The organism is Prosthecobacter gellanilyticus (assembly GCF_007992435.1).
Lineage (GTDB): Bacteria > Verrucomicrobiota > Verrucomicrobiia > Verrucomicrobiales > Verrucomicrobiaceae > Prosthecobacter > Prosthecobacter gellanilyticus.
On sequence record NZ_BKAG01000034.1, the window covers coordinates 12,765 to 39,543 of the forward strand.

Consider the following 26,779-nt stretch of genomic DNA (forward strand, 5'->3'; position numbering starts at 1 on the left):
CCAAAGGCCGCCGCTTCATTCACCTGCTCTTATTCCTGAATGTCTGCTTCCACTCCCGCCACGACGATCGACACCCTGCAACCGGTGGAGCTGGCTGACGGCGTGGAGATCCATCTGCGCGTGGCTGGACCTGCGGTCCGCAGTGTGGCCTGGCTGATCGACCTGCTCATCTTTGTCGGCGTCCTCATGCTCTGGGGCTTGATCGCTGGCTTGATTTCCAACGTCGTGGGGGAGGGCATCGGCAACGGCCTCTTTCTGCTGGGACTCTTCCTGGTGGCCTGGTTTTACAACGTGTTCTTTGAGATGGGCGCCCGGGCAGCGACTCCCGGCCAGCGTGTGGTGAAGATCAAGGTCGTCAGTGTCTCCGGTGCTCCGGTGCGCCTGCCGCAGTCCCTGATCCGCAATCTGCTGCGCGTGATCGACTTCATGCCAGCGGCGTATCTCTTCGGCCTCATCTGCTGCCTCTTCACGCGGCGGTTTCAGCGTCTCGGAGATCTCGTGGCAGACACCGTGGTCGTTTATGATGACGCCAAGCCGGCGGAGCCGGCGGCCATCCAGGTGAACGCGGAGCCGCATCCGCCATCGCAGATGCTGAACCGTGCGGAGCAGGCCGCGATCCTGCAATTTCTGGAGCGCGCGCCGCACTGGTCAGATGCACGGAAGATGGAGCTCTCGGATCTTCTGGAGCCGCTGACGGACCGCAAGGGCCTGGGCGGTCTGACACGTGTGTGCAGCATGGGCCTCTGGCTGCAAAAAGGAGGGAGGAAGTAAGCCGCCATGTCGCCTAACCATTTTGAATCCGAGAACAAGGAGCGCTGGGAACGTCTGCAGCAGATGCTGGACAAGGTGGAGAAGAAGGGGGCCAAGGAAAATGCTGGCGTGGAGGAGCTGCCCACGCTTTTCCGCCAGGTCTGCCATGACCTCAGCCTCGCGCAGCATCGCATGTATGGCACACGGTTGACGGACAAGCTGAATGCCCTGGCCATCACGGGATATCGCGTGCTGGAGCGGCGGATCAGCGGTGGCTGGGAACGCTTCGCAGACATGGCGCTGCGGGAGTTTCCGCGCGCGGTGCAGCAGGAGCGCGGGCTGTTTTGGTTCTGCATGGCCATGTTCTGGGGACCTTTTCTCTTCCTGGCCATCTGGACCCCGCATGATCCGGAGTGGGCCATGGCCATCCTCGGGCCGGAAGGCATGATCAGCATGGAGATGATGTATGGGAACGGCACCTCGCCCATGGACTACATGCGCGAGGAGTTCGGCTCGAACTTCGCCATGTTCGGCTTCTACATCTGGAACAATGTCAGCATCGACCTGCGCACCTTTGCCGGTGGTCTGCTGGGTGGCGTGGGCTCCATCGTCATCATGCTTTTCAATGGCGCGCACATCGGCGCGGCCACGGGGTATGTGCATCATGCCTGCAATCCGGAGACCTTTTACAGCTTCACCGCCGGTCACAGCGCGCCGGAGCTCATGGGGGTGGTGATTTCCGGCATGGCTGGGATGAGGCTGGGACTCTCCATCGTGAAGCCGGGCCCCTATGACCGCAAAACCGCGCTTGTGCTCGGTGGTCGCAAGGCCTTCGTGCTCATCCTCGGCGCGGTGATGATGACTTCCTTCGCGGCAGTGATCGAAGGTTTCTGGTCCGCGAATCCCATGGCACCGGCCATCAAATACTCGTTTGGCGCGGTGATGTGGGCCGGCACCCTGGCGTATCTTTTCCTGTGCGGGAGGCAGCGGGATGAGGCTTGAGGATCTGACCATCGTCCTGCGTCCACGCCTGCCCTGGGAGGCGGTGGATCTCGGCTGCGCGCTCACGCGGCGGGACTATGGCCGCGTGATGCTGCTCTGGCTCATCACCGTGGTGCCGGTGTGGCTCATTCTCGCGGCATTGTTTTGGGACAACCCGATGGCGTTCGGTCTCATCGCCTGGTGGCTGAAGCCGCTCTATGACCGCGTGCCGCTGTTTCATCTCAGCCGCGCGGCCTTCGGCTCACGCCCGACGGTGAGGGAGACCTTGCGTGAGTGGCCGCGGCTTTGGTCACGCTTTTTGCTGCCCGCCCTGCTCTGGCGCCGGTTCAGTCTCATGCGCAGCTTTGCCCTGCCGGTGCTCATGCTGGAAGGGCAGAAAGGCAAGGCATCCCACCAGCGCATCTCCACGCTGGCTTCAGATGGGGGTAGCAGCGGCACCGGCGTGACCTGGGTCTTCATCAAGCTCGAAATCGCCCTTTGGTTAGGCCTCACCGCTCTCGCCAGCAATCTGGGCCCTGCGGATGGTCTGCCAGACTTCAGCGCGCTCATGCAGGATCCGGAGAACTACTTCCAGGTCACGAATGCGCAGCAGTGGTTCAGCAATGTGCTTTACCTCATCGCCATGTCCGTGATCGAGCCCTTCTATGTGGGCGCAGGTTTCGGCCTGTATCTGAACTCGCGCACGAAGCTGGAGGGCTGGGACATCGAGCTGACCTTCCGGCGTCTCGCGGCGCGGCTGAAGCCTGTGGTCACGGCCCTGCTCATGATGGCTCTCTTTCTGCCTGGCATGACAGATGCGGCGGAGAAGCGCATGCTGCTGCCGGCCGAAAAAGTCACCACGGAGGAGGTCTCGGAGGCCAGGCAAACCGTTCAGGAGATCCTCAAGAAGGAAGAGTTCAAGGAGCATAGCAGGACCACCTCGGTCTGGGTGGATGATGGAGAGGCGAGCATGAATCCTGAGATCACAGGACTGGCGGCCTTGCTCATGCAGTTGGTGGGTTATGCACTGCTGGCTCTCTTGATCGGTCTGCTCATCTGGTGGATCGTGAAGAATCGCCATCTCTACTGGGGTGGCGCGGGGCTCGCCCGTGCCAGGGTGGAACCTGCGGGGCCGCGAGTGGTCATGGGGCTGGACATTGCCCGTGAGAGCCTGCCGGATGACATCGTCACCGCCGCGCGCGCAGCCTGGAGTGCCGGGCACTATCGCGAGGCGCTCAGCCTGCTTTATCGCGGCTCGCTCTCACGTCTGGTGGAGCATCTGCATCTGCCCATCCGTGACAGTGACACGGAGGATGATTGCCTGGAGAAAACGGCCGCGGTGGCAGATGCCTCCGTCACCTCCTTCTTCCGCCAGCTCACGCTGCTCTGGGTGCGTGCGGCCTATGCCGGCAAAGAAGCGCTGCCAGACGAGTTTGAATCGCTCTGCCGTGGCTGGCCTTTCTCCAGCGCGCCTGCGGCCTCGCGCGGGCAGCGGGTGATCGCCCACGCCTCCCTCTTGCTGTGTTCTCTGCTGTTTCTCAGCGCCTGTGACGGCCATTTTGAGGACCGCACCTTTCCCCAGGGTTACAAAGGCAAGGCGCGGCTGGATCCCTTCCTGGCCGCGCAGTATCTGCTGGATGACATGGGCTATGACGCTGAGAGGCTGCCGCAGCTCAAGGAACTGCCGGAGCCTGACGGCGGCGTGATCGTCATCTCTGCCGAGGCTGGCATGCCCGAGGTGCGCGCGAAGCAGCTGCTGAACTGGGTGCAGAGCGGCGGCCATCTGGTCTATGCCATGGCCGGATGCGCGCCCTACAGCGACTGGGGCCTTTTCAGCAGTGGAAGCACTTTTGGTTACGCGGGTAATGAGGACCGCGTGGATCCCGTGCTGGACAAGATGAAGGTGGAGATGCTGGGCCTGAAGGACTGGAAGGAAACCGCGCTGCCTGAGCTCTTGCTGAAGCGCCGGAAGAAGGACAAAGATCAAGACAAGAACAAGCAGGAGGATCCGGACTCCCCAAAGAAGGAAGCTCCCAAGGCGGAGGAGAAGAAGCCGGAGCCTGCACCCGTGAAGGCCAGCGAGGAAAAGCCAGGTGCCGAGTCCAGGCCAGAAAAGAAGAAGCCACGCATCGTGGAGCCGGAGGATGTGCCCACGGAAGTGCAGGCCGTCAAAATCGGGAACACAGATTACAAGGTGTCTTTCCCTTCCATCATTCATCTCAAGCTCGGCAGGAAGTTGCGCACGGGCGAATGGGCTGCGGGCGGGAAGCGTGACAAGACCACCGCGCTGCATCTCCATCATGGTCTGGGCAGCGTGACTCTGCTGAATCACGCCCGGCCTCTGCGCAACCGCTACATCGACGAGCATGATCACGCACAGTGGTTCATGGACTTGATCGGCGAGGACGCCTATCACGTGCAGTTCATTGTCTCGCTGGAAGGCAGCTTCTGGGAACTGCTTTGGAAGCGCGCCTGGATGCCGCTCATCGGCCTGGCTCTGCTCGTCGCGATCTGGCTTTGGATGCATCTGCCGCGCTTCGGTCCACAGCGGCAGGTGGTGCTGCATGACACGAAGCACTTCTTTGAGCACATCAGCGCTCTCGGCGGCTTCTTCCACCGCATGCGGCGTGATGATGTGCTGCTCGCCGCGGCTGCGGATGCCGTGCGTGCCCGTGCCACACGCCTCTACCCGCATCTTGTGAATCACAGCGACAGCGCCATCATCGAGATCCTCACGCAGCGCAGCAATCTGCCGCCGGAGCGCATCCGCGCCGCGTTCGAGGCCAGCGAGAAGCCCTCCACCCGTGACTTCGTGCGCCACATCCAGGATCTGCAGACGATGAAGCTGGCGCTCTGATCAGCTCACCATTTCCAGGAAGATCTCTTCAAGGTTCAGCCCTTGCTTCTCCTGCGCGGCGCGGAGCTCCGCCAGAGTGCCCGTGAAGAGCAGCTTCCCGCGATGAATGATCCCAATCCGGTCCGCGACCTCTTCAGCGATATTCAAAAGATGCGTGCTCATCAGCACCGTGGCACCGGCGCGGCTCTGGCGCTTCAACTCTTCCTTCACGATGCGCGCATGAATGGGATCCAGGCCGACCATGGGTTCATCGATGATAAAGACCTTCGGGTCATGCAGCAGCGCGCTGGCAATGCCAAGGCGCTGGCGGGTGCCGTGGCTGAGGTTCTCGATGCGCTGAGCGCTGTGCTCATGCAGCGCAAACTGGGTGAAGAGCTCATCCGTGCGTGTCGCGGCACGGGCGTGGTCCATGCCGAAGAGCTCGGCAATGAAGTGCATGAACTCCGGCGCGGTCAGCTTCTCATAAAACACTGCCACGTCCGGCACATAACCGAGCAGTGACTTCGCGCGCAGCGGCTCCTTCTGCATGTCGATGCCGCAGAGCTTCACGCTGCCGGCCATGGGCTTCATGAGGCCGGTGAGCAGCTTGATCGCCGTTGTCTTGCCTGCTCCGTTCGGCCCCAGGAAGGCAAAGAGTTCCCCCGGTTTGATCTGCAGGGACAAGCCGTCGAGCGCCTTCAGCGCCCCGTAGTGCATGGTCAGGTTTTCGATCTCGATCATCCGCACGCATTGTGCCGCGCTGCGCCCAGGAAGTAAATGAGAGACGTCGACGTTTCCAAAATCCTCCGTTCAAAATGAGTTCGTCTTTATCTCTTATCTCTTCACCGCATCCCACACCTTCGTGTACTTGGCCAGGTCAGCACCGAGGTCCTGAATGACCTCGCTCTTCGCGCGGATGGCCTCTGGCATGGTCACCGCGGGATTGCTGAGGAACTCGGGATCCACCTTCTTCAGCGCGGCGGTGTTGGGGCAGAGGTAGCCGGTCCACTGCATGTTCTCGGCCGCGACCTCGGCATCCAGTAGATGATTGATGAAGGCATGAGCCAGCGCAGCCTGCGGCGCGGACTTCGGAATGACCATCTCATCACAGCCCATGATGGTCCCTTCCTGCGGAACGATGAGGGTGATCTTCTTGTTCTCCTGCGCCACCTGCCAGAGGTCGCCGCTGTAGCCATGGACGAGCGTGAACTCACCTGAGTCGAGACCGGCCTTGTAGCCTTCGTTGTCAAACTTCGCAGCCTGGGCCTTCCAGCGCAGCAGCACTTCCTGAGCAGCAGCGAGCTGCGCTTCATCACGCGTGTTGATGCTGTGACCGAGTGACTTCAATGCCGCGCCGATGCTTTCGCGCATGTCATCCAGAAGCGTCATGCGTTGTTTCACGTCAGGCCGCTCGAAGATCGACCAGGAAGACTCAGGATTGGAGACTTTGTCTGAGCGGCAGGCGAGGACGGTGTAGGCCAGCGTGTAAGGCACGCTGTGGCGCATGGATTTGTCCGAGACCTTGTCCAGAACCGCAGGATCGATGTTCGAAAGGTGGGTCAGCTTGCTGTGATCGAGCTCGGTGATCAGGCCCTCAGTCACCATGAGCTGGATCATGTAACTGGTGGGGAAGATGAGATCGTAGCCCTTGGCTCCCGCCTTGAGCTTGGCATACATGGACTCGTTCGAGTCAAAGGTGTCGATGACCACCTTGCACTTGTTAGCCTTCTCAAACTTCTCCACCGTCTCCGGGCTGATGTAGTCTGCCCACGTGAAGATATGCAGCGTGTCCGCCGCGAACGCAGGAAGAGCCAGGGCCAGAAGGAAGAGGAGGGATCTCATGCTGAAACCAAGACGCGGATGCTGGCTGAGTAAAATGCTGAAAATCAAAATGCAGGAGCCTGGCTAGGTGATTGTGGCAGCATGGCATCTGTCTTTCGAGCCGGAGGAATTCAGCAGCACCATGCAGGTCTCCGCCAAGCAGCCATTAAGTGGGCCTGGACCCTCTGAGTGCGAGCCGGAGGCTCGATGGCCGGTAGCCGGTGGTGAAATGAGCGAAGCGAATGAGAACCACCGGAAAAGGACAGGTCCACCCCATTTCATTCTCGCGTCCCGGCAGGGACGCTGGAAGTTATCCCCATGCCCTCGACCCATACCTCGTTGCACTACCATTTCGTCTGGAGCACCAAGAATCGGGAGGATTGGTTTCCGGTGGAAGTGCGTGCCCGAGTACATGAGTTTTTGGGTGGATGCCTTCGAACGGAAGGTGGTTTTTGTCATGCTGTCGGCGGCATTGGAGATCATGTTCATGTTCTTGTGGGGTTGAAGCCGACACATACTCTGGCGGACGTGCTGCAACGTTTGAAGAGTGTGTCGTCTCGTTGGGTTCATGAAGAACTGCACATGCCTGAGTTTTCCTGGCAGGAAGGTTACGGCGCATTCACCGTTGGCGCTCGCGACCTTGAGCGTGCCAGATCCTATGTTCTCAACCAAGAGGAACGGCATCGTTCACAAACGTATCAGGACGAGTATGTGGAGATGCTCAAAATGGGCCTCGTCGAATACGATGAGCGGTATTTGTGGTGATGTCATTCCTTCCAGCGTCCCTCTGGGACGCGGAGCATGATGTCATGTCATGGGCGCGCGCATCCGGTGGTTCTCATTCGCTTACGCTCATTTCACCACCGGCTACCGGCCATCGAGCCTCCGGCTCGAAAGCAGGCGTTGGCACCACGAGGTTTTGGCTAACCAATGATTGGTCTATTTAAGCCTTCTTCCTCGCACTAAACCGCGTGCACACGCCACCACCTTCCACCACGGACGGGAGCTGCTCGGCCTGGCGGCCGCTGGCGATGATGCACTGCACGCCGCTGTTCACGGCGTCCTGCACAGCGCGGAGCTTGGAGATCATGCCGCCGGTGCCGAGGGCAGTCTTTTCTTCCTGCGCATGATGGATGACCGCATCCACATCAGTGACGAGCGGGATGGGGCCTTCCTCGGGGTGCTTCATGTCACGCAGCAGTCCGGGGGCGCTGGTGAGCAGGATGAGGATGTCCGCACCCCAGAGGCTGGCGATGCGGGAGGAAAGCTTGTCGTTGTCACCAAAGCGCAGTTCCTCGATGGCGACACTGTCGTTCTCATTGATGACGGGCACGATTTGCGGGAACTCGAGCAGGCGTTCGAGCGTGGCCTTCACACGGTTCGCGCGCTCTTCCTGGGCGAGGTCCTCATGGGTGACCAGAAGCTGCGCCACATGCAGGCCGTGATCACGCAGCAGGTTCTCATACGCATGCATGAGGTGGGTTTGACCCACCGCCGCCAGGGCCTGCAGCGTGGTCATGTCCGTGGGGCGCTTCTGCATGTCCAGCGGCTTCAGGCCGGAGGCCACAGCACCGCTGCTGACCACCACCACGCTGTGCCCCGCCTGCTTCATGAGCGCGACGGCTTCCACCAGCTTGCGGAGCTGCACCGGATCAGGCTCGGGCGTCGTGAGCTTGGTCAGGATGCCGGAACCGAATTTAAGGACGATGCGCTGAGGTGTGGACATGAGGGGCTGTGGAGATAGGGCGGGGGAGGGGAGAGTCAAGAGACTGTGAGCCGTGGACGGTAGGCGGTCGGCAGTGGAGTGAGCAGTTTCATTCCAACAAAAAGTGCGGACCGTTGCCGGTCCGCACTCTTGATTTTTTGACCTGTCCGGGCGGTTAGGCCGCCTGGAGCCGGATCAAGCGTAGCTGGCCTGCTGGCCCTTGATGTCGCGCTTCTTGATCCAAGGCATCAGGCTGCGGAGCTTGGCACCGGTCTTCTCGATCGGGTGCTTCTCGCCTTCCTTGAGGAGCTTGTTGAAGTTCTTGTAACCGCTCTCGGTTTCCTTGATCCATTCCTTGGCGAACTTGCCGGTCTGGATGTCCTTGAGGGCTTTCTTCATGCGGGTCTTCACCGACTTGTCGATGATGGCCGGACCCACCTTCACGTCACCCCACTTGGCGGTTTCGGAGATGGAGAAGCGCATGCCGGCGATGCCGGACTCGTTCATGAGGTCGACGATGAGCTTCAGCTCATGGAGGCACTCGAAGTAGGCCATCTCAGGAGCGTAGCCAGCTTCCACCAGCACTTCGAAACCAGCCTGCACGAGGGCGCTGGTGCCGCCGCAAAGAACGGTCTGCTCACCGAAGAGATCGGTTTCGGTCTCTTCCTTGAAGGTGGTCTCAAGCACACCGCCGCGGGTGCCGCCGATGCCGTGGGCCCAGGCGAGAGCGATCTTCTTGGCGTTCTTGTCAGCGTTCTGGTAGATGGCGATCAGGGAAGGAACGCCTTTGCCTTCGGTGTACTGACGGCGGACGATGTGGCCAGGGCCTTTCGGGGCCACCATGATCACGTTCACGTTCTTCGGCGGAACGACGGTCTTGTAATGGATGGCGAAGCCGTGGGAGAAGAGGAGAGTCTTGCCCTTGGTCAGGTGAGGGGCGATGTCAGCCTTGTACACGCCACCGATCTTGGTGTCTGGCACGGCGACGAAGATGACGTCAGCGGCCTTCACGGCTTCAGCGGTGTCGAGCACTTTCAGACCTTTTTCTTCAGCCACAGCGCGGCTCTTGGAGCCAGGATAGAGACCGATGATGACTTTCACGCCGCTTTCCTTGAGGTTAAGAGCGTGGGCATGGCCCTGGGAGCCGAAGCCGATGACGGCACAGGTTTTGCCTTTCAGCGGAGCCAGGCTGGCGTCCTTTTCAGTGTAGATTTTCGCGGGCATGTGATTTGGTTAGTCTAATTTGGGGCGCGGAGAGTGGTTCATCCCCCCCCTGAGGTCAAGGAGGAGTTGACAGGGGCAAAGTTCCCGCGTCGAGGCGCGTTTCCTGCGTATCATGATCCGCATGCGTGCTTTTCTCCTCCCCGTCCTCGTTCTGGCCGTGGCTCCGCTGTCCCCGGGCAAGCCGCCTGTGGCTGCCTCGAAAGCCAGCACGAAGACCGTGGAAACCATCGCCAAGGAGGTGAAACCCTCTGTCGTGAAGGTGCTGCAGGACGGCCGCGAGGGGCTGGACGGACTGGGCACCGGCTTTGTGGTCAGCCCGGACGGATTGATCGCCACGAACCTGCATGTCATCGGTGAGGCGCGCCGCCTGGAGGTGGAGCTCAGTGATGGCACGAAGCATGACGTCACAGAGATCACCGCCACGGATTCGCATTGGGATCTGGCACTGCTGCGCATCACGGCCAAGGATCTGAAACCCCTGCCGCTGGGCGATAGTGACAGCATCAAGCAAGGTCAGCCGGTGGTGGCGATGGGCAACCCAGAGGGCCTCGCCTTCAGCATCGTGGATGGGGTTGTGTCCGAGTATCCAGACGTGGTGCGTGACGTGCCCATGATCCGCCTCGCCATGCCCATCGAGCGTGGCAACAGCGGTGGTCCGCTGCTGGACCGTCAGGGAAATGTGCTGGGCCTCATCACCATGAAGCACAGCATCACCGACAATCTTGGTTATGCCATGCCGGTGAATGAGCTGAAGCATCTCATCGCCAAGCCGAACCCAGTGCCCATCGATCGCTGGATCACCATCGGCGTGTTGAATTCGAAGGTGTGGCAGCCCGCCCTCGGTTCACGCTGGACCCAGCGCTCTGGCACCATCAAATCCGCCGGCATGGGCCATGGCTTTGGGGGCCGCACCCTGTGCCTCTCGAATGCCGAGGTGCCGCAAGAGACCTTCGAGGTTTCGGTGAATGTGAAGCTGGATGACGAGAGCGGCGCCGCGGGCCTGCTCTTCTGCGCCGAGGACGAGGACCACTACTACGGCTTCTATCCCTCCGCCGGGAAGATGCGCTTCACACGCTTTGAAGGGCCAGATGTCTACTCCTGGGTCGTGCTGAAGGAATTCGATACCGAGGCTTATCGTCCCGGCGCCTGGAATCATCTGCGCATCCGTGTGGAGCCTGATCAAATCATTGGTTGGGTGAATGGCCAGCGTGTCCTGGTGCATGAGGACAAAGGCCTGCGTGGAGGCCAGGTGGGCCTCTGCCGCTTCCGCAGCCCGGCCGCCGAGTATCGCGGCTTCCGTGTTGGCGCAGACCTCGGCGAGAAAGCCATCCCCGAGACCGTCGCCTCTGCCATCGACACCGCGCTGGACCAGTTTAGCTCGAGCGAGACCACGCGTGACAAGACGCTGGACGAGCTGCTGCAGGATCCGGCTTCAGCCCGCAGGCTGCTGGTGGAGCGCCGGCGTGAACTGGAGAAGCAGACCGCCGCTTTGAGGGATCTCGAAAAGGACCTGCATCGCCGCGCTGTCACGCGTGACATCATGACCGAGCTCGCGAAGCCAGAGGAGAAGATTGATCTCATGCGCCTCACGCTGCTTCTGGCGCGGCATGACAACACGGAGATCGACGTGGCGCAGTATCTCCAGCAGTTCACGCGCATGGTGGATGAGCTGAAGACGGATCCCGAGATCAAGAAAGGCACCGCCTCCGCCGTGCCACGTCTCAGCCGCTTTCTCTTTGAAGAGTGCGGCTTTCATGGCAGCCGGCATGACTATGACAGCAAGGCCAACAGCTCCATGAGTGAGCTGCTGGATGATCGCGAAGGCCTGCCCATCACACTCTCCGTTCTCTTCATCGAGCTCGCTCGTCGTCTGGAAGTGCCAGATGTGTTTGGCGTGCCGCTTCCAGGCCGCTTCATGGTCGGGTGGAAAGATGGCCCGGAAGGCGAGGTGCAGCTTGTGGATGCCTTCAATCGCGGCAAGGCCATGACCGTGACGGAGGCCGCGCTGGAGCTCTCCAGCACCGGTCAGTTTGAAGAGCCTGAGCTCCAGCCTGCCAGCAAGCGTGACACCATTCTGCGCATCCTGCGCAATCTCCTCGGCGCGGCCTTGGACTCTGAAGACACCCTGAAGGACTCGCTGCCCTATCTCGATCTTACCGTGGCGATTGATCCTGAGGCAAGCATGGAGCGCATCACCCGTGCGCAGATGCGTCAGCGGTTAGGCCAGAAGGCCGCCGCGCGTGAGGACGTGCAGTGGCTGATCGAGCACTTCCCCGAATCTGCGCCCGAGGAACTGCGCGCCAAGCTGGACGAGTGGATGCAGAACCTCCGGGACTGACTAACAAGTCATTCCGCATTGATCACTTCCTGCTCGGGCTCCGGCTCCCAGAGTCTGGAGAGGTGAAACTCGTCACGCGGATGCAGGTCCGTGTTGATGTCCGTGAACTGGCTGCGGCTGGTTTCCGGTCCGATGATGTGCGTGCGGAAGTTGGCATTCAGGTAAGGTGCCAGCAGTTCCTGGATGGGCACATCCGCCAGACGGAAGTGCTGGCGCACCTCCAGATGACCCAGGCGGCGGCGCAGGTCACTCGCGCTCACATCGATCCGGTCCGGACTGCCGATGATGATGTGACCGAGGTCCAGCACATGCGGAAACACCCGCAGGAAGGTGTTGCGCACCCGCGAGGTGGGAACCCATGTCACAGCATAACCACCGGGCTTGAGCCGCTTCAGCATGAGCTGGAAGTACTCTTGCGAATACAGGATGCCCGAGCCTGCACCATTCGGGCGCAGCGCATCCGCCTCGATGATGTCGAAACGCTCGTCGCTCATCATCAGAAAGCGGCGGCCATCGCCACGCACATGGCGGATGCGCTTCTCCCCGAGCAGAGCCTTGATCGAAGGACTGGGATGCCGCGCGTGATGCTCCCGCAAAGCCTCGATCTGTCCGCCGATGATCTCCACGCAGATGACCTCCTCGGTTTGATAACGCGGCGCCACGCTGTAGGCTGTGTCACCTGAACCGAGGCCAATGACCGCGATGCGCTGCGGATTCGGATGCAGCAGCGCAGGCAGGGCGCCGAGCACGCTGTGAACATGCCCGTAAGGCAGCCAGCTCTGGCCCGTGCCGTTCACAAACACCATCGTGTCTCCAGGCAGCCCGGGAGCTGGGGCAGTCTTCTTCAAGGCCGCGACACCGGTGCTGTCCTCCACATGGACCATCTTGTCAGCCGTGGTGCCATGAATGCTTGCCCAGAAATCGTCGGCGGATGGGATCAGAGCCAGGGTCACGAGCGCCAGCGCCAGCCAGGAGGCTGCCTTGAGTCTGAGCCGCTGCGTTCCCGCCAGCGCCAGCAATCCCAGCACCACGCCGATGCTGACCAGCAGCTCCAGGGTCCGCGCACTGCCTAACCAAGAGATGAACAAAGTGCCGACCAGCAGCGCTCCTGCCACGCTGCCTGCGATGTTGGCCGCCTGCAGCCAGCCGGTGCGTGTGCCGATGTGGGCCAGATCCGTCTGCGCCGCCTTTTGCAGACAGGGAAAACTCAGCCCCATGAGGAAGGTGGCCGGCAGGATCAGCAGCAGCGGAATCAGCCCATGCAGGATCGGCAGCAGCATGGGATCTGGCAGCCCGGCATGAGCAGCCTGATGATGCTGCAGAAGCTGGATGGACATGTTGATGTCAATCGGCTCATAGCTGTCCAGATAGGCCAGCAGCTCCGCGCACCAGGGCGCGTGATGAATGGCCTGGAGCAGGAGCATCAATGACAGCCCGGCATACACGGCCAGAGATGCCTGCAGCCAGAGGAAGGTGCGCAGCGGATTCGTGCTGCGTCCGGCCTTCCAGATCCCGGCCAGCGCGCCCAGGCCAAGACCCGCCAAGTAGATGCCGAGCAGCGTGCCGAAGGTAAAGGCCGTGGACTTCAGCATCACTCCCAGCACGCGGAACCACACGATCTCCAGCCCCAGCGCCAGGAAGCCCGTGACGGCATGCAGCAGCAGAAACCCCTTCATCCGTCCACTGAGCCCTGGAGTTGTTGGCGCGGCCTCCGGAACTGCCGGCATGATCTCCGTCTGCTCTCCAAATGAGAGGGGTATGAAAGGCAGGATGCAGGCCGCACAGGCGATGTTCATCATGACTGCTGTGTCGATGCTTCCTGAGATCCCATGCTGCGGCAGCAGATACCATGTGGTCAGCAGCGCGCCTGCGGCGGCGCCCAGCGTGTTCATGCCATAGAGACAGCCGATGTGGGCCGCCGCCTGATCCACCTTTCGTGTCAGCGCGCGGGCCAGCAGGGGCAGGGACATGCCCATGAGCACCGTGGGCGGCAGCAGCAGGATGATGAGCACGATGCCACCCGTGATGCGCGCACCGGTGAGCGCGGAAAGCTGCTGGCAGAGGATGTCATGGTAGAGCCACTGGCTGCAGCCGCCCCAGATGGCAATGCCCGCCTCCACCAGAGCGAAGGCCAGCAGGTTCCTCGCCGCGCTCTGCTGGTCAGCCAGCCAGCCGCCGAGGAGATAGCCGCCTCCAAGACCGAGCATGAAAGCCGTGACGATGAGCGTCACCGCCTGGATGTCTCCTCCCGCAAAGATGACGAAGAGCCGCTGCCAGGCTGTCTGGTAGATCAGCGCGGCCGAACCAGAAATGAAAAAAAGGCTGGCGGCGCTGATGATCGTGAGCTTGGACCTCATGGCAAGGATGCGACCTGGGTTTGCAACTGGTTCTTCAGTTCCGCGTAGTGGCGGTCCAGCGGCATGATCCGCTCCGCCGCGTTCAGATGTCTCATCGCCTCCTGGCCCTTGCCAGTCTGGGCGGCGATCTCTGCCAGGCTCAGATGAGAGTCACGATGGTCCGGCAAAGTCTTGAGGATGTTCTCCCACACACCCTTGGCCTCCTGCCAGCGGCCGAGCTGGACCAGGGAGTGCGCCATCAGATGCAGCAGCGTGGCTTTGTTGCCCACGTGCTTGACCGCCATGTTGCCGGCGGCCAGCGCGTCCTCGCTCCTCTTTTGCTGCACATACATGGCGCAGAGATTGATCCAGGACTCGATGTCCTCAGGATGGTTTTCGGTGGAGCGCTTGAAGCAGTTGATGGCTTCGTCATGGCGCCCGGCGTTGTTCGCGGAGATGCCCAGGCCTTTCCAGACACGGGCCTTGTCAGAGCCTTTGGAGAGAGCATCACGCCAGATGGTTTCGCGGGAGCGATAGGTCTCGTTGCGCAGCAGCGTGGCAAAGGACAGCGCCAGCACGCAGCTGGAGCCCGCGGCAATGAGCGTGAGGCGCGAGAACGCCGGCAGCCGCAGGGAAAGCATCTCCTTCAGCAGAGCGGCCAGCGCGATGAAGACGCCGATCGAGGGAAGGTAGCAGCGGTGCTCGGAGAACAGGTCCGGCAGCGGCACGATGCTGGAGGAGGGCGCCAGCGTGACGAAATACCAGAGCAGGCCCCACAGCACCATCGCGCTGGTGGCGCCACGATGACGGCGGAAGTATAACCAGGAGCATAGAAAGAGCGCGAGCACGAAGCTGCCGCTTGAGATCACGCGCCAGTCGCTCATGGAGGTGATGAGCGGGTAGTTGTGGTCAAAGTTCTGGCCCACGGGCAGGATCAGCAGGCGCAGGTAGGAAACCCAGGCGCAGATCTGCGTTGTGAAGTACTGCATCACGTTATACTCCTGCGGCCCGCCATTGGTGATGTTGACAGAATCCACCACGCTGAACCTCCCGCTCTGCGCCCACTCCGCCGCGAAGATGAGCAGCGGGATCACCGGCATTAGCAGCAGATGCCAGCGGGCGGAGACCAGGGATCGCCACAGCGTCTGCCTCCGCCAGGTCATCTCCAGAAGCACCAGCATCACCGGCAGCGTGAAGGCGGTCTCTTTGGAGAACATGGCCAGCAAGGTGCAGATCAGGCTGCCCGCCTTCCACGCACGGCCCAGCTGCAGGTTGGAGACCTTTCTTGATTGAATGTAGGTTAGGACCGCCAGCAGGCAGAGGAGAGTCGAGAGTGACTCGAAACGCTGCACGATGTAAGTGACGGATTCCGTGGCCAGCGGATGCACGGCAAAGAGCAACGCCACGGAAAGCGAGGCGATGAACGAGCGCCCGTCCTTTCGGCCGGCCAGGCTTTGGGCCAGCAGAAACAGCAGCATGCCATTGAGCATGTGCAGGGAGATGTTCACCAGCCGGAAGCCCGCTGTCTCAGGGCCGCCGAAGTTCAGGTTCAGATAGAAGGTCAGGTAGGCAAACGGCCGCAGGATGAAGTTCAGCGGCACATCCGGACTGATGCCCCACTTGTCCGCGCTCAGCGCGAAGGTCTTGAAGTACAGCGGGTAGAGAAAGCTCTCTGAGTCCTTCAGCAGTGGGTTGTGGAAGATGTACGGATCATCATCCAGCAGAGGCTCGAAGTGCAGCGTGTGGCTGTAGAGAAACCAGGGCAGCACAGCCAGCAGCAGCGCCGTGATCAGGCGTCTCGCGCTCCACACATGTCCGCCGGCCTTGCCGCATGAAAGGGATGTTTCTCCGGGGGATGTGTGAACGCATTTTTGGATAGGCATGGCGGCAGTGTGTTGAAGACTGCCGCATCTCACCAAATTTGCGGTTAGACCGCAAAGGACATCACGTGTGGCGGATCACCCGACCAAACTGTCATGCCCCATGCTCCCGCACCCACTCTCCCGCACGCAAATACAGTTCGGCGGCGCTGCGCAGATTCAGCTTTTCCTTAATACGCGCACGATAGGTTTCCACCGTGGACTCGCCCAGATGCAGGGCGTCGGCGATCTCTCGCGTGCTGCGGCCCTTGCCCAGCAGGTGGAAGACCTCCAGCTCGCGGTCCGCCAGCAGCTCCATGCCAGCCAGTTGGTTAGGGCTGCGCTTCTGGGTCATGCGCGCCAGCAGCTTCGCGTTCATGGTCCGGCTGACATACACGTCACCCTTCATCACGCTTTGAATGGCGGAGATCACCTCCTTCGAGGCCTCGTTCTTGCTGATGTAGCCGCGGGCACCGGCACGCAGCGCGCGCTCGGCATACAGGTCCTCGTCATGCATGGAGAGCACCAGCACGTTCAGGTTGATCCCGCGGGCCTTGATGTCTTTCAGCAGCTCCAGCCCGCTGGATCCCCGCAGGGTGATGTCCAGGATCGCCACGTCAGGTTTCTTCTCCTCGATCAATTTCATCGCGTCCTGGATGTTGTCCGCCTCGCCGCACACTGACATGCCGAATTCACGGCTGATCAGCGCGCTCAGATGTTCGCGGAACATGGGGTGGTCCTCGACGAGAAGAACCTTGCAGGTGGTTGGGGGGGAGATGTCAGCCATGGGAAGAGGGTTCTGTATCGATACGAAGGCAGCAGTATACACGGTTGCCTCCCTTAGGGCGAGGCTCTATTTCGAGGGAGGCGCCGATGGACTGCGCCCTGTAGCGCATCGTCCGCAGCCCCATCCCGTCAGATTTGTTCAGCAGCCGGACATCGATGCCCCGGCCATCGTCCTCCACGGTCAGGTGCAGCTTGCCGCCCTTGCGCTCGATCTTGATCCAGATGTGATGCGGAGACGCATGTCTCACCGCGTTCGCCACCGCTTCCTGGGCGATGCGGTACAGGTGCATGGAAATCTCGGGAGAGCTCAGCTGCACCTCCTCATTGTCAATGAGCTGGATGTCGATGTTGGTCAGCCGCGCCGTCGTCTGTGCCAGGTCTCTCAGGGCCGTGGACAGGCCGCTGCGGTCCACGTGCACCGGGAAAATCCCGCGCGCCATGTCCCGTGCCTCCACCACGGCCTGCCTCAGGGAGTCCTCGATCGCGCTGGCATCGTTGGCGTGCTCCAGCCCCTTGCCCTGCAGGTCCTCCGTCAGGGCACGCGCCGCGCAGCCGATGGCCGCCAGCTGCTGGCAGAGACCATCATGCAGGTCACGGCCGATGCGCTGCTGCTCGTATTCACTGACAGCCACGATGTCTTTTTCAAGTTGCTGACGCTCTTCCAACACACGGATGTATTCGGCGTCCGCATCCTGCTTCTTGCGCACGATGCTCACGGCAAACACCACCACGAGGAAGTAGAACTCGCGGTTGATCATCGCCCACACATAACCAAACAGGGTCTCATACGGATGCACGTCCAGGTTCGCATACCACCAGACCAGGCCTGAGAGGATCGTGATGATGACCCCGGCATTCACCCCGCCCCACCACACCGCCTGGATGATCGGGATGGCGTAAAAGATGAACAGGCTCACTTCCCAGCCCGTGATGTCATCCAGCCAGCCCATGACGATGGTCAAAAGCACCGGGAAGAAAATGGAGACCCACATGGGCTGGGTCCGCATGAAGGCGGTCAGTTCAGACCAGGGTGTGGAGGGGACCTTTCTGTCAGCCACCACAGGGATGGGAGATGTGCTGATGTCAGCATTCATGGGCGCGTCGTGGTCCTCCTGATCATGGTCAAAAATTCGTCATAGTCCCGGATGTAGTCATCGGGCTCATAAGGTTGTGAGGCCAGCACCAGCAGGGCGGAGTCAGGGGAGTGCCTGTCTTCCTCCGCCCACACGAGCGGTGGCACCAGCACGCCCAGCGTGGGCCTGTCCAGATGGATGTCTTCCTGCGCAGTGCCATCATCCACGCGGACATGGCACTGGCCGTGGGCGCAGACTAAAAACTGCGTGCAGCATTTGTGGGCATGCTGTCCGCGGGTCTGCCCCTCGGGGATGCCATAGGTGATGAAATACCGCTGCGGCACAAACGGCAGCCCGTCCGGTGTCTGGCCTACCGTCAGGTTGCCACGCACCTCGTCCATCACGCAGGGCATCTCATAGAGCTGCACTCCGCGCACCCGGCAGGGATGGATCTGGGGGTTGGTCATCATCAGGAAAGGAAATCTCATGCGCATTGTTGAAGCCGGGGGAGGCTGGCTCCGCGGCGCGCCGCCGGACTTGCGCTCGTCTGCCGGCGGATCTGCGTCCGCACGATCGACTGCGGCTTGCCTGACACCGTCAGGAAAGCGCGGCCCACATACTCGCCGATGAGGCCCAGCATCAGCAGCTGCGCCCCGGAAAAGACCGCCAGCGCGGCCATTAGGGAGCCCCAGCCCGGCTGCCGCGCACCTTGCAGCATCATTTCCACCAGCACTGCGGCCAGGGCGGCTCCGCCTAACAAACAAAGCACAATGCCCAGCACGCTCGCCAGCCGCAGCGGCATGATGCTGAAGTCAAACAGCAGGCTCATGCTCAGGCGCAGCAGGCCGCGCATCGTGTAGCCGCTGCGTCCGTGCACACGCGGATCATGCCGCACCTCCAGGGTCTCAATCCGGCGCGTGGCGCCGAGGATGAGTCCGTCGACGTAAGGGTAGGGACCGTGATACGCGATGATGCGCTCCACCAGCGTGCTGCTCATCGCCCGGAAGCTGGAAAGATACAGGTCACGCGGCTTGCCCAGGAGAAAGGTGGCAAAGGCATTCACCAGCCAGCTTCCCGCATTGCGTAACCAGGAGTGCTGCTTGGTTTTGTAGCGTGAGTACACCACCTCCGCACCGCTGTCCCGCAGATGCCTGAGCAGTCTCACCGCCTCGTCCACAGGGTTCTGCAGGTCATCATCCATGGTCACGATGAACTCTCCGCGCGCACGCCGGCAGCCTTCCAGCACCGCGGCATGCTCGCCATAGTTGCGGGCCAGCTCCACCAGCGTCACAGGGGCCGGAAAGCTGCGCATTAAAGTCTGCGCCTGGTCGAACGTGCCGTCCGTGCTTCCATCATCCACCAGCACCAGCTCCCAGGTTTCAGGGAGGCTGAGATCACGAAACGCATCGATCAACGCCGCCAGCCCCTCACCCGTGTGGAAGAGAGGGATGACAAAGCTGAACTCAGGCGTGTCTGGGCTCGTTTTCATACGGTTTCAGGGCGATGCGCCACAGCGAAGATGGAACTTCCGAACGGTGGCCGCACATGCCGGCAGAGCCTGGCATCCAGATGCCCCGCTCTCATGAGGATCCGGTTCATCATCTCCGGCATGGAACGCAGGTCGGAGCGGCATTCACGGGAACGACGAGACCACCAACGCCATGCCAGCAATGGTAGGAAGAGCCAGGCATTCCAGTAGTGGATCATTCGCACTTCAAACCTACGTTTTCGCAGAAGGTCGCGCATATGACATGCGGTGTAGCGTCGTGAACCACAGACCGCCTTGTCATGCGCTCCGCGCAGGCAGTTCATCGCAGGAAGATTCAGGATCATCAGACCTCCAGGTCTTAAGACACGTGCCATCTCATCCAGCGCGGATGTCTCATGCACCTCCTGGTGATACAGCACATCCAGGCTCAAGACTGAGTCAAAACTGGCATCAGGGAAGGGGAGCTCGCACACGCTCGCCTGACGCGCCTCATGCAGCCCGCGCTCATGGCAGTGGGAGACCGCCGCGGCGGAGATGTCCACACCCTGGATGTCCCACTTGGCCAGTCGCGCCATCATGCCGCCTGTGCCGCAGCCAGCATCCAGCACCGCCGCGCCCGGCTTCACATGCGCATGCATCTCTGCGAGCACAAGCTGGTGCAGCACGGCATACCACCAGTGCTGTTCTTCAGATTCTCGCAGAATCTTATGTTCGGCGGGGCTCATCGGTGAATCGTTGCAGGACCTGCACCACATGATCGAGCGCATCCCTTTTCAAATAAGGGTTCAGAGGGAGAGAGAGCACTTCCGCAGCCGCACGTTCGGCCACGGGAAAACGGCGCGCGCTGTGCCACGCCGGCTGCTGATGCAGGGCGGCTGGGTAAAGCACCGCCGCTGGAATGCCATGCTGCTCCAGATGCTCATGCAGCCTCTGGCGCCGGGCACTGCGGATGACATATTGATGGTAGGCATGATAGCACCCTTCGCGGACCATCGGTGTCAGGAGGCCGGAGATGTGCCTCAGTCCATGGTGATAGTGCGCGGCCCAGGTGTTCCGCCGCGCCACCTGGGCTTCCAGGTTGTGCAGCTTCACGCGCAGCACGGCCGCCTGCACCTCATCCATGCGGCTGTTGATGCCGGAGCATTCGCTGATGTGCCGCCGCACCCAGCCATACTGGCGCAGCTGCTGGATGCGCGCCGCCAGCTCTGCATCCGTGGTCACCACAGCCCCCGCATCTCCCATCGCTCCTAAATTTTTGGTTGGGTAAAAGCTGAAGGCCGCCATGCGCCCCAGCGTGCCGATGTTTTGATGGTGCCAGCGCGCTCCATGCGCCTGCGCGCCATCCTCTAGAATCTCCACCCCGTGCTTCACCGCCACTCTTTGCAGTTCCTCCCAGTCCACAGGATGTCCGTAGAGATGCACCGCCAGCACCGCGCGCACACCCTGGCCTTCCTCAGAGTCCAGCAGACCATCCACCGCGCGCGGGCAGAGCGTCAGCGTCTGCTCATCCACGTCCGCCAGCAGCACTGTGGCACCGGCACGCTCCACACCCGCGGCCACGGCGGAAGGCACCAGCGAAGGCACGATCACCTTGTCTCCCGGCCCGATGTCCAGCGCGCGCAGCATGAGCTCGATCGCATCCGTGCCATTGCCCACACCCACCGCATGAGCCGCGCCCAGGTACGAGGCAAACTCCTCCTCAAAAGCCCGTACCTCATGTCCCAGAATGAAGTTGCCGCTCTTCATCACCTGATGAAGGGCACGCTGAATCTCCTCCTGATACTCAAGGCAGTCGGAGGCCGGAAAAGCCGGAAACATGGATGCGCGTCGTGAGCTCATGTGCCGCTATCATGTGCGAAAAAGGGGGTGTCTGACCAAAGACATGTCATGTAGTGAATGGCGTGACAAATTTGTCGTGCCCAACGGGCTGCCTCCCAAGAAATGACGAGAGCCACCTCCAGCACCTCCCACTGGCAGACACAGCTTTGATTAGGCCGGATCCACCTGGATTGACCTGGGGCGCCTCCCCCGCGCCGTGAGATGCGCCGCACGATCCCGCCCTCTCCACCCACCACCGCGAACAGGTCGGATCCAGTCGGATCGCCTCTGCTTTGAAGCCACCGTAAACAACCGCAAACGGCTCCTCCCGCCGCCCACGACGAGCCCCGCCCGGATCAGGTCGGATTCAGTCGGATCAGCCTCTCTTCCAAACCACCGTAAACAACAGTCAAACACTGTAAACAACCGTCAACGGCTCCCGTCCGTCCCGTGCGTTCCGCAGGACACCTCTCCCATTCTCCAAAACTCCAAATCTCCTGTGAAAAATCTCCACTCATAGCCCCTCACTCTCCACCTCTCTCGCACGAACCAAAAGCGTCCCAAGCGGACCCTTTGGACAGCGCCAAAGCATCCGGAATCATGAATCAGGACTCCTGAATCATGAATCCATCAAGTCGCCGCAATCCAGCGCTGCCACAGCCTTAACACCGGCGCCAGCGCCACAAACCCTAGCGCCAGCGGCAGCGAGACCACGCTCACTGCCAGCGCATCCACGATCGGAATCCCCGCCAGCAGCAGCCCCACGGCGCGACCGATCGCCGGTCCGCCCTGCCGCATCACCCGCATGGCAAACATCACCCACAGCACGAACACCCCTGGGATGATGAACAGCAGCAAAGGCGTGAAATCCGCCAGGATGGAGAGCGGCTTAAAGTTCCCCAAGCGCATCAGGATCACCGCAAAGGAGATGACGGGCATTCCCAGCAAAGCGTAAGCGAACAACCTTTGCCCTGGGGAGGCGGAGCCCTTCTTGGATTCCAACCTCGCAACCATGGTTAGGCCGACGATGTAGCCGCCCAGCCCCAGAGCCATGATCTGAACCGGAGACAGGCTCCAATGGCCCGTGTCATAAACACATCCCAGGTTGAAAAGCTGGGCGGCCTCACTCAGACCCAAACGCACGCTAATGCCAGGCCCCATGGCCATCAGCATCAACAGCACCCGGCACATCCCCATCACCCACACCGCCCCGCTCCAGGGTTTGTGATACAGATCATAAAACAAAATGCAGCCCACCAGCGCCGTCGTGATGCTCACACTCGCCCCCGCCACCAGCACCGCCACACACCATCCCCCGACCAGCATCCCCAATCCCACGCTCCAGGCCATGACCGCGCTCACCTTGCCGCTCGGGATCGGTCTCTCCTTCCGGTGCTCACGATCAAACTTCACATCCGCCGCATCATTGAGGATCATCCCGCCCGTGTAGAGCAGCGAACCCGCGAGCAGCATCCACAGCAGCACAGGATTTCCCAGCCCTCCGTCCGCCAGCAGCCAGCCAGCCGTCACATTCGTCCACACCGTCGGCAGGTTGGAGATGCGCGCGAGCTCGAGCCAGGGGCGGATCATGATCAAAAGGAAAGGCTGGCGGGTGCAGTCAGCTCACGCGGGTGAAAAAAATCAAGCCTTCGTGAAACCCACCAGCTTCGTGGTCACCTGCTGGCGCACCGGGATCTTTTTCCCGCTGATCTCCAGCTGGATGTCCGCCAGGAAGGCCCCGAAAGTCACCGTGCCGCGCTCCACATCAAACAGCACCTGCCCGAAGACACGCGAGCCATCGCCGATGGTCACAGCGCGCGAACCGGCCGTCTCCTCCGTCCGCTTCATCTCCCCCTCAAAGGTCACCTTCGCATGCTGGCGGCCCTCATAGCTCACCACAGATTCCAGCTTCGCCCGCAGCTCGATGTTCATCGTCCCCGCGCTCGGGAAGTTCACCGTCTCCTGGGCCGTCCAGCGGTCACCCGGCTTCACAGCGCCCTTCGGCAGCCCCATCTCCAGGGACCGGCGATATAGGTCCGCCACCTGCTTGGCTTCAGCGATCCTCACCAGATTCGGCCCGTCATCAGGGGTCTCGGCCATGGAGCTGGAGTTCCTCACCTCCAGGAACTGGTCATCAGCCCCGTAGGCCAGTACAAAGGTCTTCCCCACGCTCTTGCCCACGGAGGACTGGATCATCGGGTTCGCGTCCTTCAGGTTCGCCGAATCAAACGTTTCCTTTTTGCCGTTCAGCATCACCTCGCCGCTCAGGTTCACGAAGGTCACCCGGGCCAGTTTTTCTCCCGTGCCAGCCCCGGTCACCTTGATCTCCGTGGTCTGCTTCACCTTCATCTTCTGCTCCTCCCCCTTGCCGGTGATCTTGATGCCGGAGGTGGTTTCCGTGGTCGTTTCCTGGGTGTAGGTGTGCTCCGGCAGCCAGCGCAGCCGCAGGGAAAGCGGCTCATCCTGGGCCTGGAGAACAGTCGCGAGACAGAGGAGGCTGGAAAAGAGGAAGGGCAGGCGGCGCATGGCGTTGCCGTGGTAGGTCAGATGGGGCTGAAATGCAACTCCGCCCGTGCTCTGGAACCCCTTTGAAAACAGGCGAAAGATTTTTCCTTGTCAAACTTGGCACGCTTCCCGCTTTTAGGTAAACCCGAAGCAAACAACCAGTGGAAAATCACCCCTGATCTTCTCCGGTGTTGCAAACCTGCCAAACCACACAACTAATTGCGTCAGCCATGAAAAAAGTCGAAGCGATCATCAAACCCTTCAAACTCGAAGACGTCAAAGAAGCCCTCTCTGAAGTGGGAGTGGAAGGCATGACTGTCGTTGAGGTCAAAGGTTTCGGCCGCCAGAAGGGCCACACTGAAATCTACCGCGGCTCCGAATACACCGTGGACTTCCTGCCCAAGGTGAAGATCGAGGTGGTGGTCGAAGACTCCCGCAGCGAGACCGTCGTGGACGCCATCGTCAAGGCCGCCAACACCGGCAAGATCGGTGACGGCAAGGTCTTCGTCAGCGATGTCCTCGAAGCCGTCCGCATCCGCACTGGCGAGCGCGGCTCCGACGCTGTCTCCGGCTCCTAATTTTCCCCCATAACCTGAACCCCTTCAAAAGCCCGCTTGGATCAAACCAAGCGGGTTTTTTTCATGCCCATGGAGCGCGTGTGTCCTCACTCAGCGCTTTCCATTTCTGCGATCAGTCTTGTAAGACGCTCCGACTCCTCCTCCCAGCGGCTCACAAGTTCGAGGAGCGACTCGGGGTCTGTAGCAATCTCCTGGATATACTTGCTTTCATGAGCGGCACAGATCTGGAGGTGATTCATCATAGCGTCTTGATCCAGACCCGCTAAAAGTTCTGCTATTCTCCCATACTCCCAATCGTCATTGGTTGCGAGATGCGGCGCTACAACCTGACCCCAGCGGCTAAGGAGCCACTCTTTCGGCACCATCTTGAGAGACATACGACCGAGGGAGATATTCATCATGTTCTGGCATGCGAACGCAAGCTCAGCGAGATAGTCCAATACCTGGGTTTGCTGGATCTCTGAGGCACGATCCAGTCTTCGCAGATCTTCCACTGAAGGAAGCCCCAGCTCTTTGAGGCGGGATTTAAAGCTCACCAAGTATGCGCCAGACATAGCTGAATGGGGGGATCACTTCACCTGCCACTTCTCATCAAAGAACCCCGCCTCCACCACCTTGCCGGCGCTCTCCGCGCTGGGTGCCTGCGTGATGTCCAGAATGGCCCAGTCCGGCAGCTTCGGATTCTGCAGTGAGTTCGTCCGGTCATGCGCCTCGCGGAAGGTTAGGCCCGAATTGATCACCACCTCAAAACCTGCCGACTTCAGCGCCGGGTAGGTCAGCAGCGGCACATGCGTGCTCGCATCCAGCGCTGGATGATTCCCCACCGGATTCAGCGGGCTCAGATCCTTCGCATCCCACTTGAATGGCAGGCTTTTCGCCAGCGCCTTGATGCAGGAGTTCGACTCCGGCGTGCCCCACAGGATCAGGCTCTGCGTCTTGCCTGCCTCATACACGTCTTTGATCTCCGAAGCCTTCACCACGCGCGCATCACCGCGCATCAGACTGCGCCAGCGGGTGATGAAGTGGCTGGACTCCGCCTCCACCCAGGCATCCACCGCCGCGGAGGATGACTTCCCATCCGGCAGCACCACCAGGAAGCGCTTCATGAACGAGGTGTCCATCAGCCCTGGATGCGCGGACGGCTTGCCACCCTCCGGCCCTTCATGCTGAAAAGGCTGCGCATTGCCAAAATCACGCCACTTCCCGTTCTCCTTGATCAGACGGCAGAAACCACCCGCCACCTTCGGCCCGGTCGACATGAAGGTCTCAAACTTCGGCATCTCTGGCCCGATGGTTAGGCTCAGCTCGCTGCCATCAATTTTCACCGTCACCTTGTCGCCACCCTTGCGCACCTGCGGTGGAGGATAAAACACGATGCGGCTCACATTCTTCGTCTGGATCTCGATGCCCTGCGCTCCTGCCACCTTCGCATCCAGGCGCGCATCCTTCCAGCTCTCCTCCAGCCCGTGCAGGTTCATCCACTTCATGCGGCCATACAGCGCCGTCTTCGTCTGGATATGGATTTCGTTAGGGAAAAGTTCACGCCCTTTCTCCACCGCCTTCTCCACCAGCGCCTGCACCTCTTTGATCGTCTCCGGATGATACTTGTGCCCCATGCCCGCGCCGATGAGGTGCGGCGGCTTCAGACCTTCCTTGCCCAGCACCTCCATCATGTACTCCGCGCTGTCACGCTGCGCATCCTGCTCACCGCTGTAGCTGATCAGCGGCACATTCAGAAAATTGCGCGCATAGTCCGGCACATCATAGAGACCCCACAGCGTCTGCTCATACGCCACCGGCATCTTCTCCGGCGTCAGCTTCTGGTAGCGCTTCACATCCACAAAGCCCGCCCCCGTGTGCACCACCGCCCACTGGTCCGCGTAGTGCGCGCCCATGTGCCAGGCACCTGCGCCACCCATGCTGAAACCGGCGAGCGCAATGCGGTTCACATCCACCTTGAAGTGCGCGATCGCATCATCACGACACTCCAGCACGTCGATCTCCCCCGCCGACTTCCAACCATTGCAGTAACGGCCGAACGGATGAATCACAATCGTGCCCTGCGGCCGGAATTGCCCGGGCTTCGTCGCCTTCAGCTTGCTGTACACAAAGGCCAGATCCGTCGCCGTGTCACCGCGACCATGCAGCCAGATCCACATCGGGATCTCCTTCGCACCGATCTCCAGCCCTTCCGGAATCTCCACGCCATACGGCTGCGCCGAGTCATCGATCTTCGAGTAAAATCCCAGCACCTTGTTGCCCGCGCCTTTCAGCCAGGGCGTCTCGTTTCGTTTGAGGTCAAAGATGCGCTTCTTCGCTTCATTGATGAGCTCGAGCACCTTCTTCTCGCTGTCCTCAGGCTTCTTGTCATACCACTCATCAAAGTCGATTGCATAGCGCAGCGCTTTCAGGAAGATGGCCGCATCCGCCGAGCGCGGATGCTTCCTCACCTCTTCAAACTCCGCCTGCAGGCGGTCCACCAATCTGGAATACCCCGCCTCCTTTTCCGGATCCAGGGCCGATGTCGGCTTCGGCGGCAGGCTGCCCTTGAAGGAAGCCGTGGCCCCATTGGCACCCAGTTGAGCCCGGGAGGCGGCAGGCAGGATCGAGAGGAGAACAAGAGCAGAGAGAAGAGGACGCATAAAAGACGGATCCAGACAACGGCCCTCACGGCCATTTC

22 protein-coding genes are annotated in these 26,779 nt (G+C 61.0%); 6 read left to right on the top strand and 16 right to left on the bottom strand.

The features are described from left to right. Window positions 1-39: 39 nt before the first annotated feature. From BGE01nite_RS19755 to BGE01nite_RS19765, 3 genes are read left to right on the top strand one after another with little or no spacing between them, the layout of a single operon-like run. A complete protein-coding gene (locus tag BGE01nite_RS19755; protein ID WP_146852861.1) occupies window positions 40-771 on the top strand; it encodes an RDD family protein in 732 nt (243 codons plus the stop codon). Between the two features lie 6 nt (window positions 772-777). After that, the gene (locus BGE01nite_RS19760; RefSeq protein WP_146852863.1) at window positions 778-1,752 is read left to right on the top strand and encodes a stage II sporulation protein M; all 975 of its coding nucleotides are present in this window, start codon (window positions 778-780) and stop codon (window positions 1,750-1,752) included. After that, window positions 1,742-4,588 carry a DUF4350 domain-containing protein gene (locus BGE01nite_RS19765; RefSeq protein WP_146852865.1) on the top strand — a complete coding sequence of 949 codons (2,847 nt, stop codon included), beginning with the start codon at window positions 1,742-1,744 and terminating at the stop codon, window positions 4,586-4,588. The genes BGE01nite_RS19760 and BGE01nite_RS19765 overlap by 11 nt, the downstream gene beginning before the upstream one ends. Here the strand turns inward: BGE01nite_RS19765 and BGE01nite_RS19770 are convergent, their stop codons facing one another. Both BGE01nite_RS19770 and BGE01nite_RS19775 read right to left on the bottom strand, forming a co-directional pair. After that, on the bottom strand, window positions 4,589-5,308 hold the full coding sequence (locus BGE01nite_RS19770; protein ID WP_146852867.1) for an ABC transporter ATP-binding protein: 720 nt from the start codon (window positions 5,306-5,308) through the stop codon (window positions 4,589-4,591). A gap of 93 nt (window positions 5,309-5,401) precedes the next feature. Continuing rightward, entirely contained in the window at window positions 5,402-6,409 is a 1,008-nt protein-coding gene (locus tag BGE01nite_RS19775; protein ID WP_146852869.1) for a polyamine ABC transporter substrate-binding protein, read from the bottom strand. Between the two features lie 297 nt (window positions 6,410-6,706). Here BGE01nite_RS19775 and tnpA point away from each other — a divergent pair, with 297 nt between their 5' ends. Then, on the top strand, window positions 6,707-7,153 hold the full coding sequence (tnpA, locus tag BGE01nite_RS19780) for an IS200/IS605 family transposase (protein ID WP_146852871.1): 447 nt from the start codon (window positions 6,707-6,709) through the stop codon (window positions 7,151-7,153). A gap of 178 nt (window positions 7,154-7,331) precedes the next feature. On the opposite strand, the gene proB is transcribed toward tnpA, so the two are convergent. Further along, window positions 7,332-8,114 (bottom strand): glutamate 5-kinase, encoded by a 783-nt coding sequence (gene proB, locus BGE01nite_RS19785; RefSeq protein WP_146852873.1) that lies wholly within the window; start codon window positions 8,112-8,114, stop codon window positions 7,332-7,334. A gap of 174 nt (window positions 8,115-8,288) precedes the next feature. After that, the gene (gene ilvC / locus BGE01nite_RS19790; RefSeq protein WP_146852875.1) at window positions 8,289-9,317 is read right to left on the bottom strand and encodes a ketol-acid reductoisomerase; all 1,029 of its coding nucleotides are present in this window, start codon (window positions 9,315-9,317) and stop codon (window positions 8,289-8,291) included. 121 nt (window positions 9,318-9,438) lie between these two features. Between ilvC and BGE01nite_RS19795 the strand changes: the two genes are divergently transcribed. Next, on the top strand, window positions 9,439-11,655 hold the full coding sequence (locus tag BGE01nite_RS19795; RefSeq protein ID WP_170266908.1) for a trypsin-like peptidase domain-containing protein: 2,217 nt from the start codon (window positions 9,439-9,441) through the stop codon (window positions 11,653-11,655). 8 nt (window positions 11,656-11,663) lie between these two features. On the opposite strand, the gene BGE01nite_RS19800 is transcribed toward BGE01nite_RS19795, so the two are convergent. From BGE01nite_RS19800 to BGE01nite_RS19845, 10 genes are all read right to left on the bottom strand, one after another. Further along, a complete protein-coding gene (locus BGE01nite_RS19800; RefSeq protein ID WP_146852879.1) occupies window positions 11,664-14,012 on the bottom strand; it encodes a spermine/spermidine synthase domain-containing protein in 2,349 nt (782 codons plus the stop codon). Continuing rightward, window positions 14,009-15,874: a tetratricopeptide repeat protein gene (locus tag BGE01nite_RS19805; protein ID WP_146852881.1), complete on the bottom strand. Its 1,866-nt coding sequence runs from the start codon at window positions 15,872-15,874 to the stop codon at window positions 14,009-14,011. The genes BGE01nite_RS19800 and BGE01nite_RS19805 overlap by 4 nt, the downstream gene beginning before the upstream one ends. A 91-nt stretch (window positions 15,875-15,965) precedes the next feature. Then, window positions 15,966-16,637, bottom strand: a complete 672-nt coding sequence (locus BGE01nite_RS19810; RefSeq protein WP_146852883.1) for a response regulator transcription factor — start codon at window positions 16,635-16,637, stop codon at window positions 15,966-15,968. Beyond that, complete coding sequence (locus BGE01nite_RS19815; protein WP_146852885.1) at window positions 16,630-17,730, bottom strand: ATP-binding protein; 1,101 nt, start codon at window positions 17,728-17,730, stop codon at window positions 16,630-16,632. Before BGE01nite_RS19815 ends, BGE01nite_RS19810 begins: the two co-directional genes overlap by 8 nt. Next, window positions 17,727-18,197, bottom strand: a complete 471-nt coding sequence (locus tag BGE01nite_RS19820) for a sugar 3,4-ketoisomerase (protein ID WP_170266909.1) — start codon at window positions 18,195-18,197, stop codon at window positions 17,727-17,729. The genes BGE01nite_RS19815 and BGE01nite_RS19820 overlap by 4 nt, the downstream gene beginning before the upstream one ends. Beyond that, window positions 18,194-19,198: a glycosyltransferase family 2 protein gene (locus tag BGE01nite_RS19825; RefSeq protein ID WP_146852889.1), complete on the bottom strand. Its 1,005-nt coding sequence runs from the start codon at window positions 19,196-19,198 to the stop codon at window positions 18,194-18,196. Before BGE01nite_RS19825 ends, BGE01nite_RS19820 begins: the two co-directional genes overlap by 4 nt. Beyond that, window positions 19,195-19,923 (bottom strand): class I SAM-dependent methyltransferase, encoded by a 729-nt coding sequence (locus BGE01nite_RS19830; RefSeq protein WP_170266910.1) that lies wholly within the window; start codon window positions 19,921-19,923, stop codon window positions 19,195-19,197. The genes BGE01nite_RS19825 and BGE01nite_RS19830 overlap by 4 nt, the downstream gene beginning before the upstream one ends. Continuing rightward, on the bottom strand, window positions 19,904-21,037 hold the full coding sequence (locus BGE01nite_RS19835) for a DegT/DnrJ/EryC1/StrS family aminotransferase (RefSeq protein WP_146852893.1): 1,134 nt from the start codon (window positions 21,035-21,037) through the stop codon (window positions 19,904-19,906). Before BGE01nite_RS19835 ends, BGE01nite_RS19830 begins: the two co-directional genes overlap by 20 nt. Before the next feature lie 609 nt (window positions 21,038-21,646). Then, the gene (locus BGE01nite_RS19840; RefSeq protein WP_146852895.1) at window positions 21,647-22,606 is read right to left on the bottom strand and encodes a UbiA family prenyltransferase; all 960 of its coding nucleotides are present in this window, start codon (window positions 22,604-22,606) and stop codon (window positions 21,647-21,649) included. A gap of 51 nt (window positions 22,607-22,657) precedes the next feature. After that, the gene (locus BGE01nite_RS19845; RefSeq protein ID WP_146852897.1) at window positions 22,658-23,542 is read right to left on the bottom strand and encodes a hypothetical protein; all 885 of its coding nucleotides are present in this window, start codon (window positions 23,540-23,542) and stop codon (window positions 22,658-22,660) included. A 209-nt stretch (window positions 23,543-23,751) separates the two neighbouring features. Here BGE01nite_RS19845 and BGE01nite_RS19850 point away from each other — a divergent pair, with 209 nt between their 5' ends. Then, window positions 23,752-24,099 (top strand): P-II family nitrogen regulator, encoded by a 348-nt coding sequence (locus tag BGE01nite_RS19850; RefSeq protein ID WP_146852899.1) that lies wholly within the window; start codon window positions 23,752-23,754, stop codon window positions 24,097-24,099. 86 nt (window positions 24,100-24,185) lie between these two features. Here the strand turns inward: BGE01nite_RS19850 and BGE01nite_RS19855 are convergent, their stop codons facing one another. Both BGE01nite_RS19855 and BGE01nite_RS19860 read right to left on the bottom strand, forming a co-directional pair. Then, the gene (locus BGE01nite_RS19855; RefSeq protein ID WP_146852901.1) at window positions 24,186-24,653 is read right to left on the bottom strand and encodes a hypothetical protein; all 468 of its coding nucleotides are present in this window, start codon (window positions 24,651-24,653) and stop codon (window positions 24,186-24,188) included. A 15-nt stretch (window positions 24,654-24,668) separates the two neighbouring features. Then, window positions 24,669-26,741: a prolyl oligopeptidase family serine peptidase gene (locus BGE01nite_RS19860; RefSeq protein WP_170266912.1), complete on the bottom strand. Its 2,073-nt coding sequence runs from the start codon at window positions 26,739-26,741 to the stop codon at window positions 24,669-24,671. Between the last annotated feature and the right edge of the window lie 38 nt (window positions 26,742-26,779).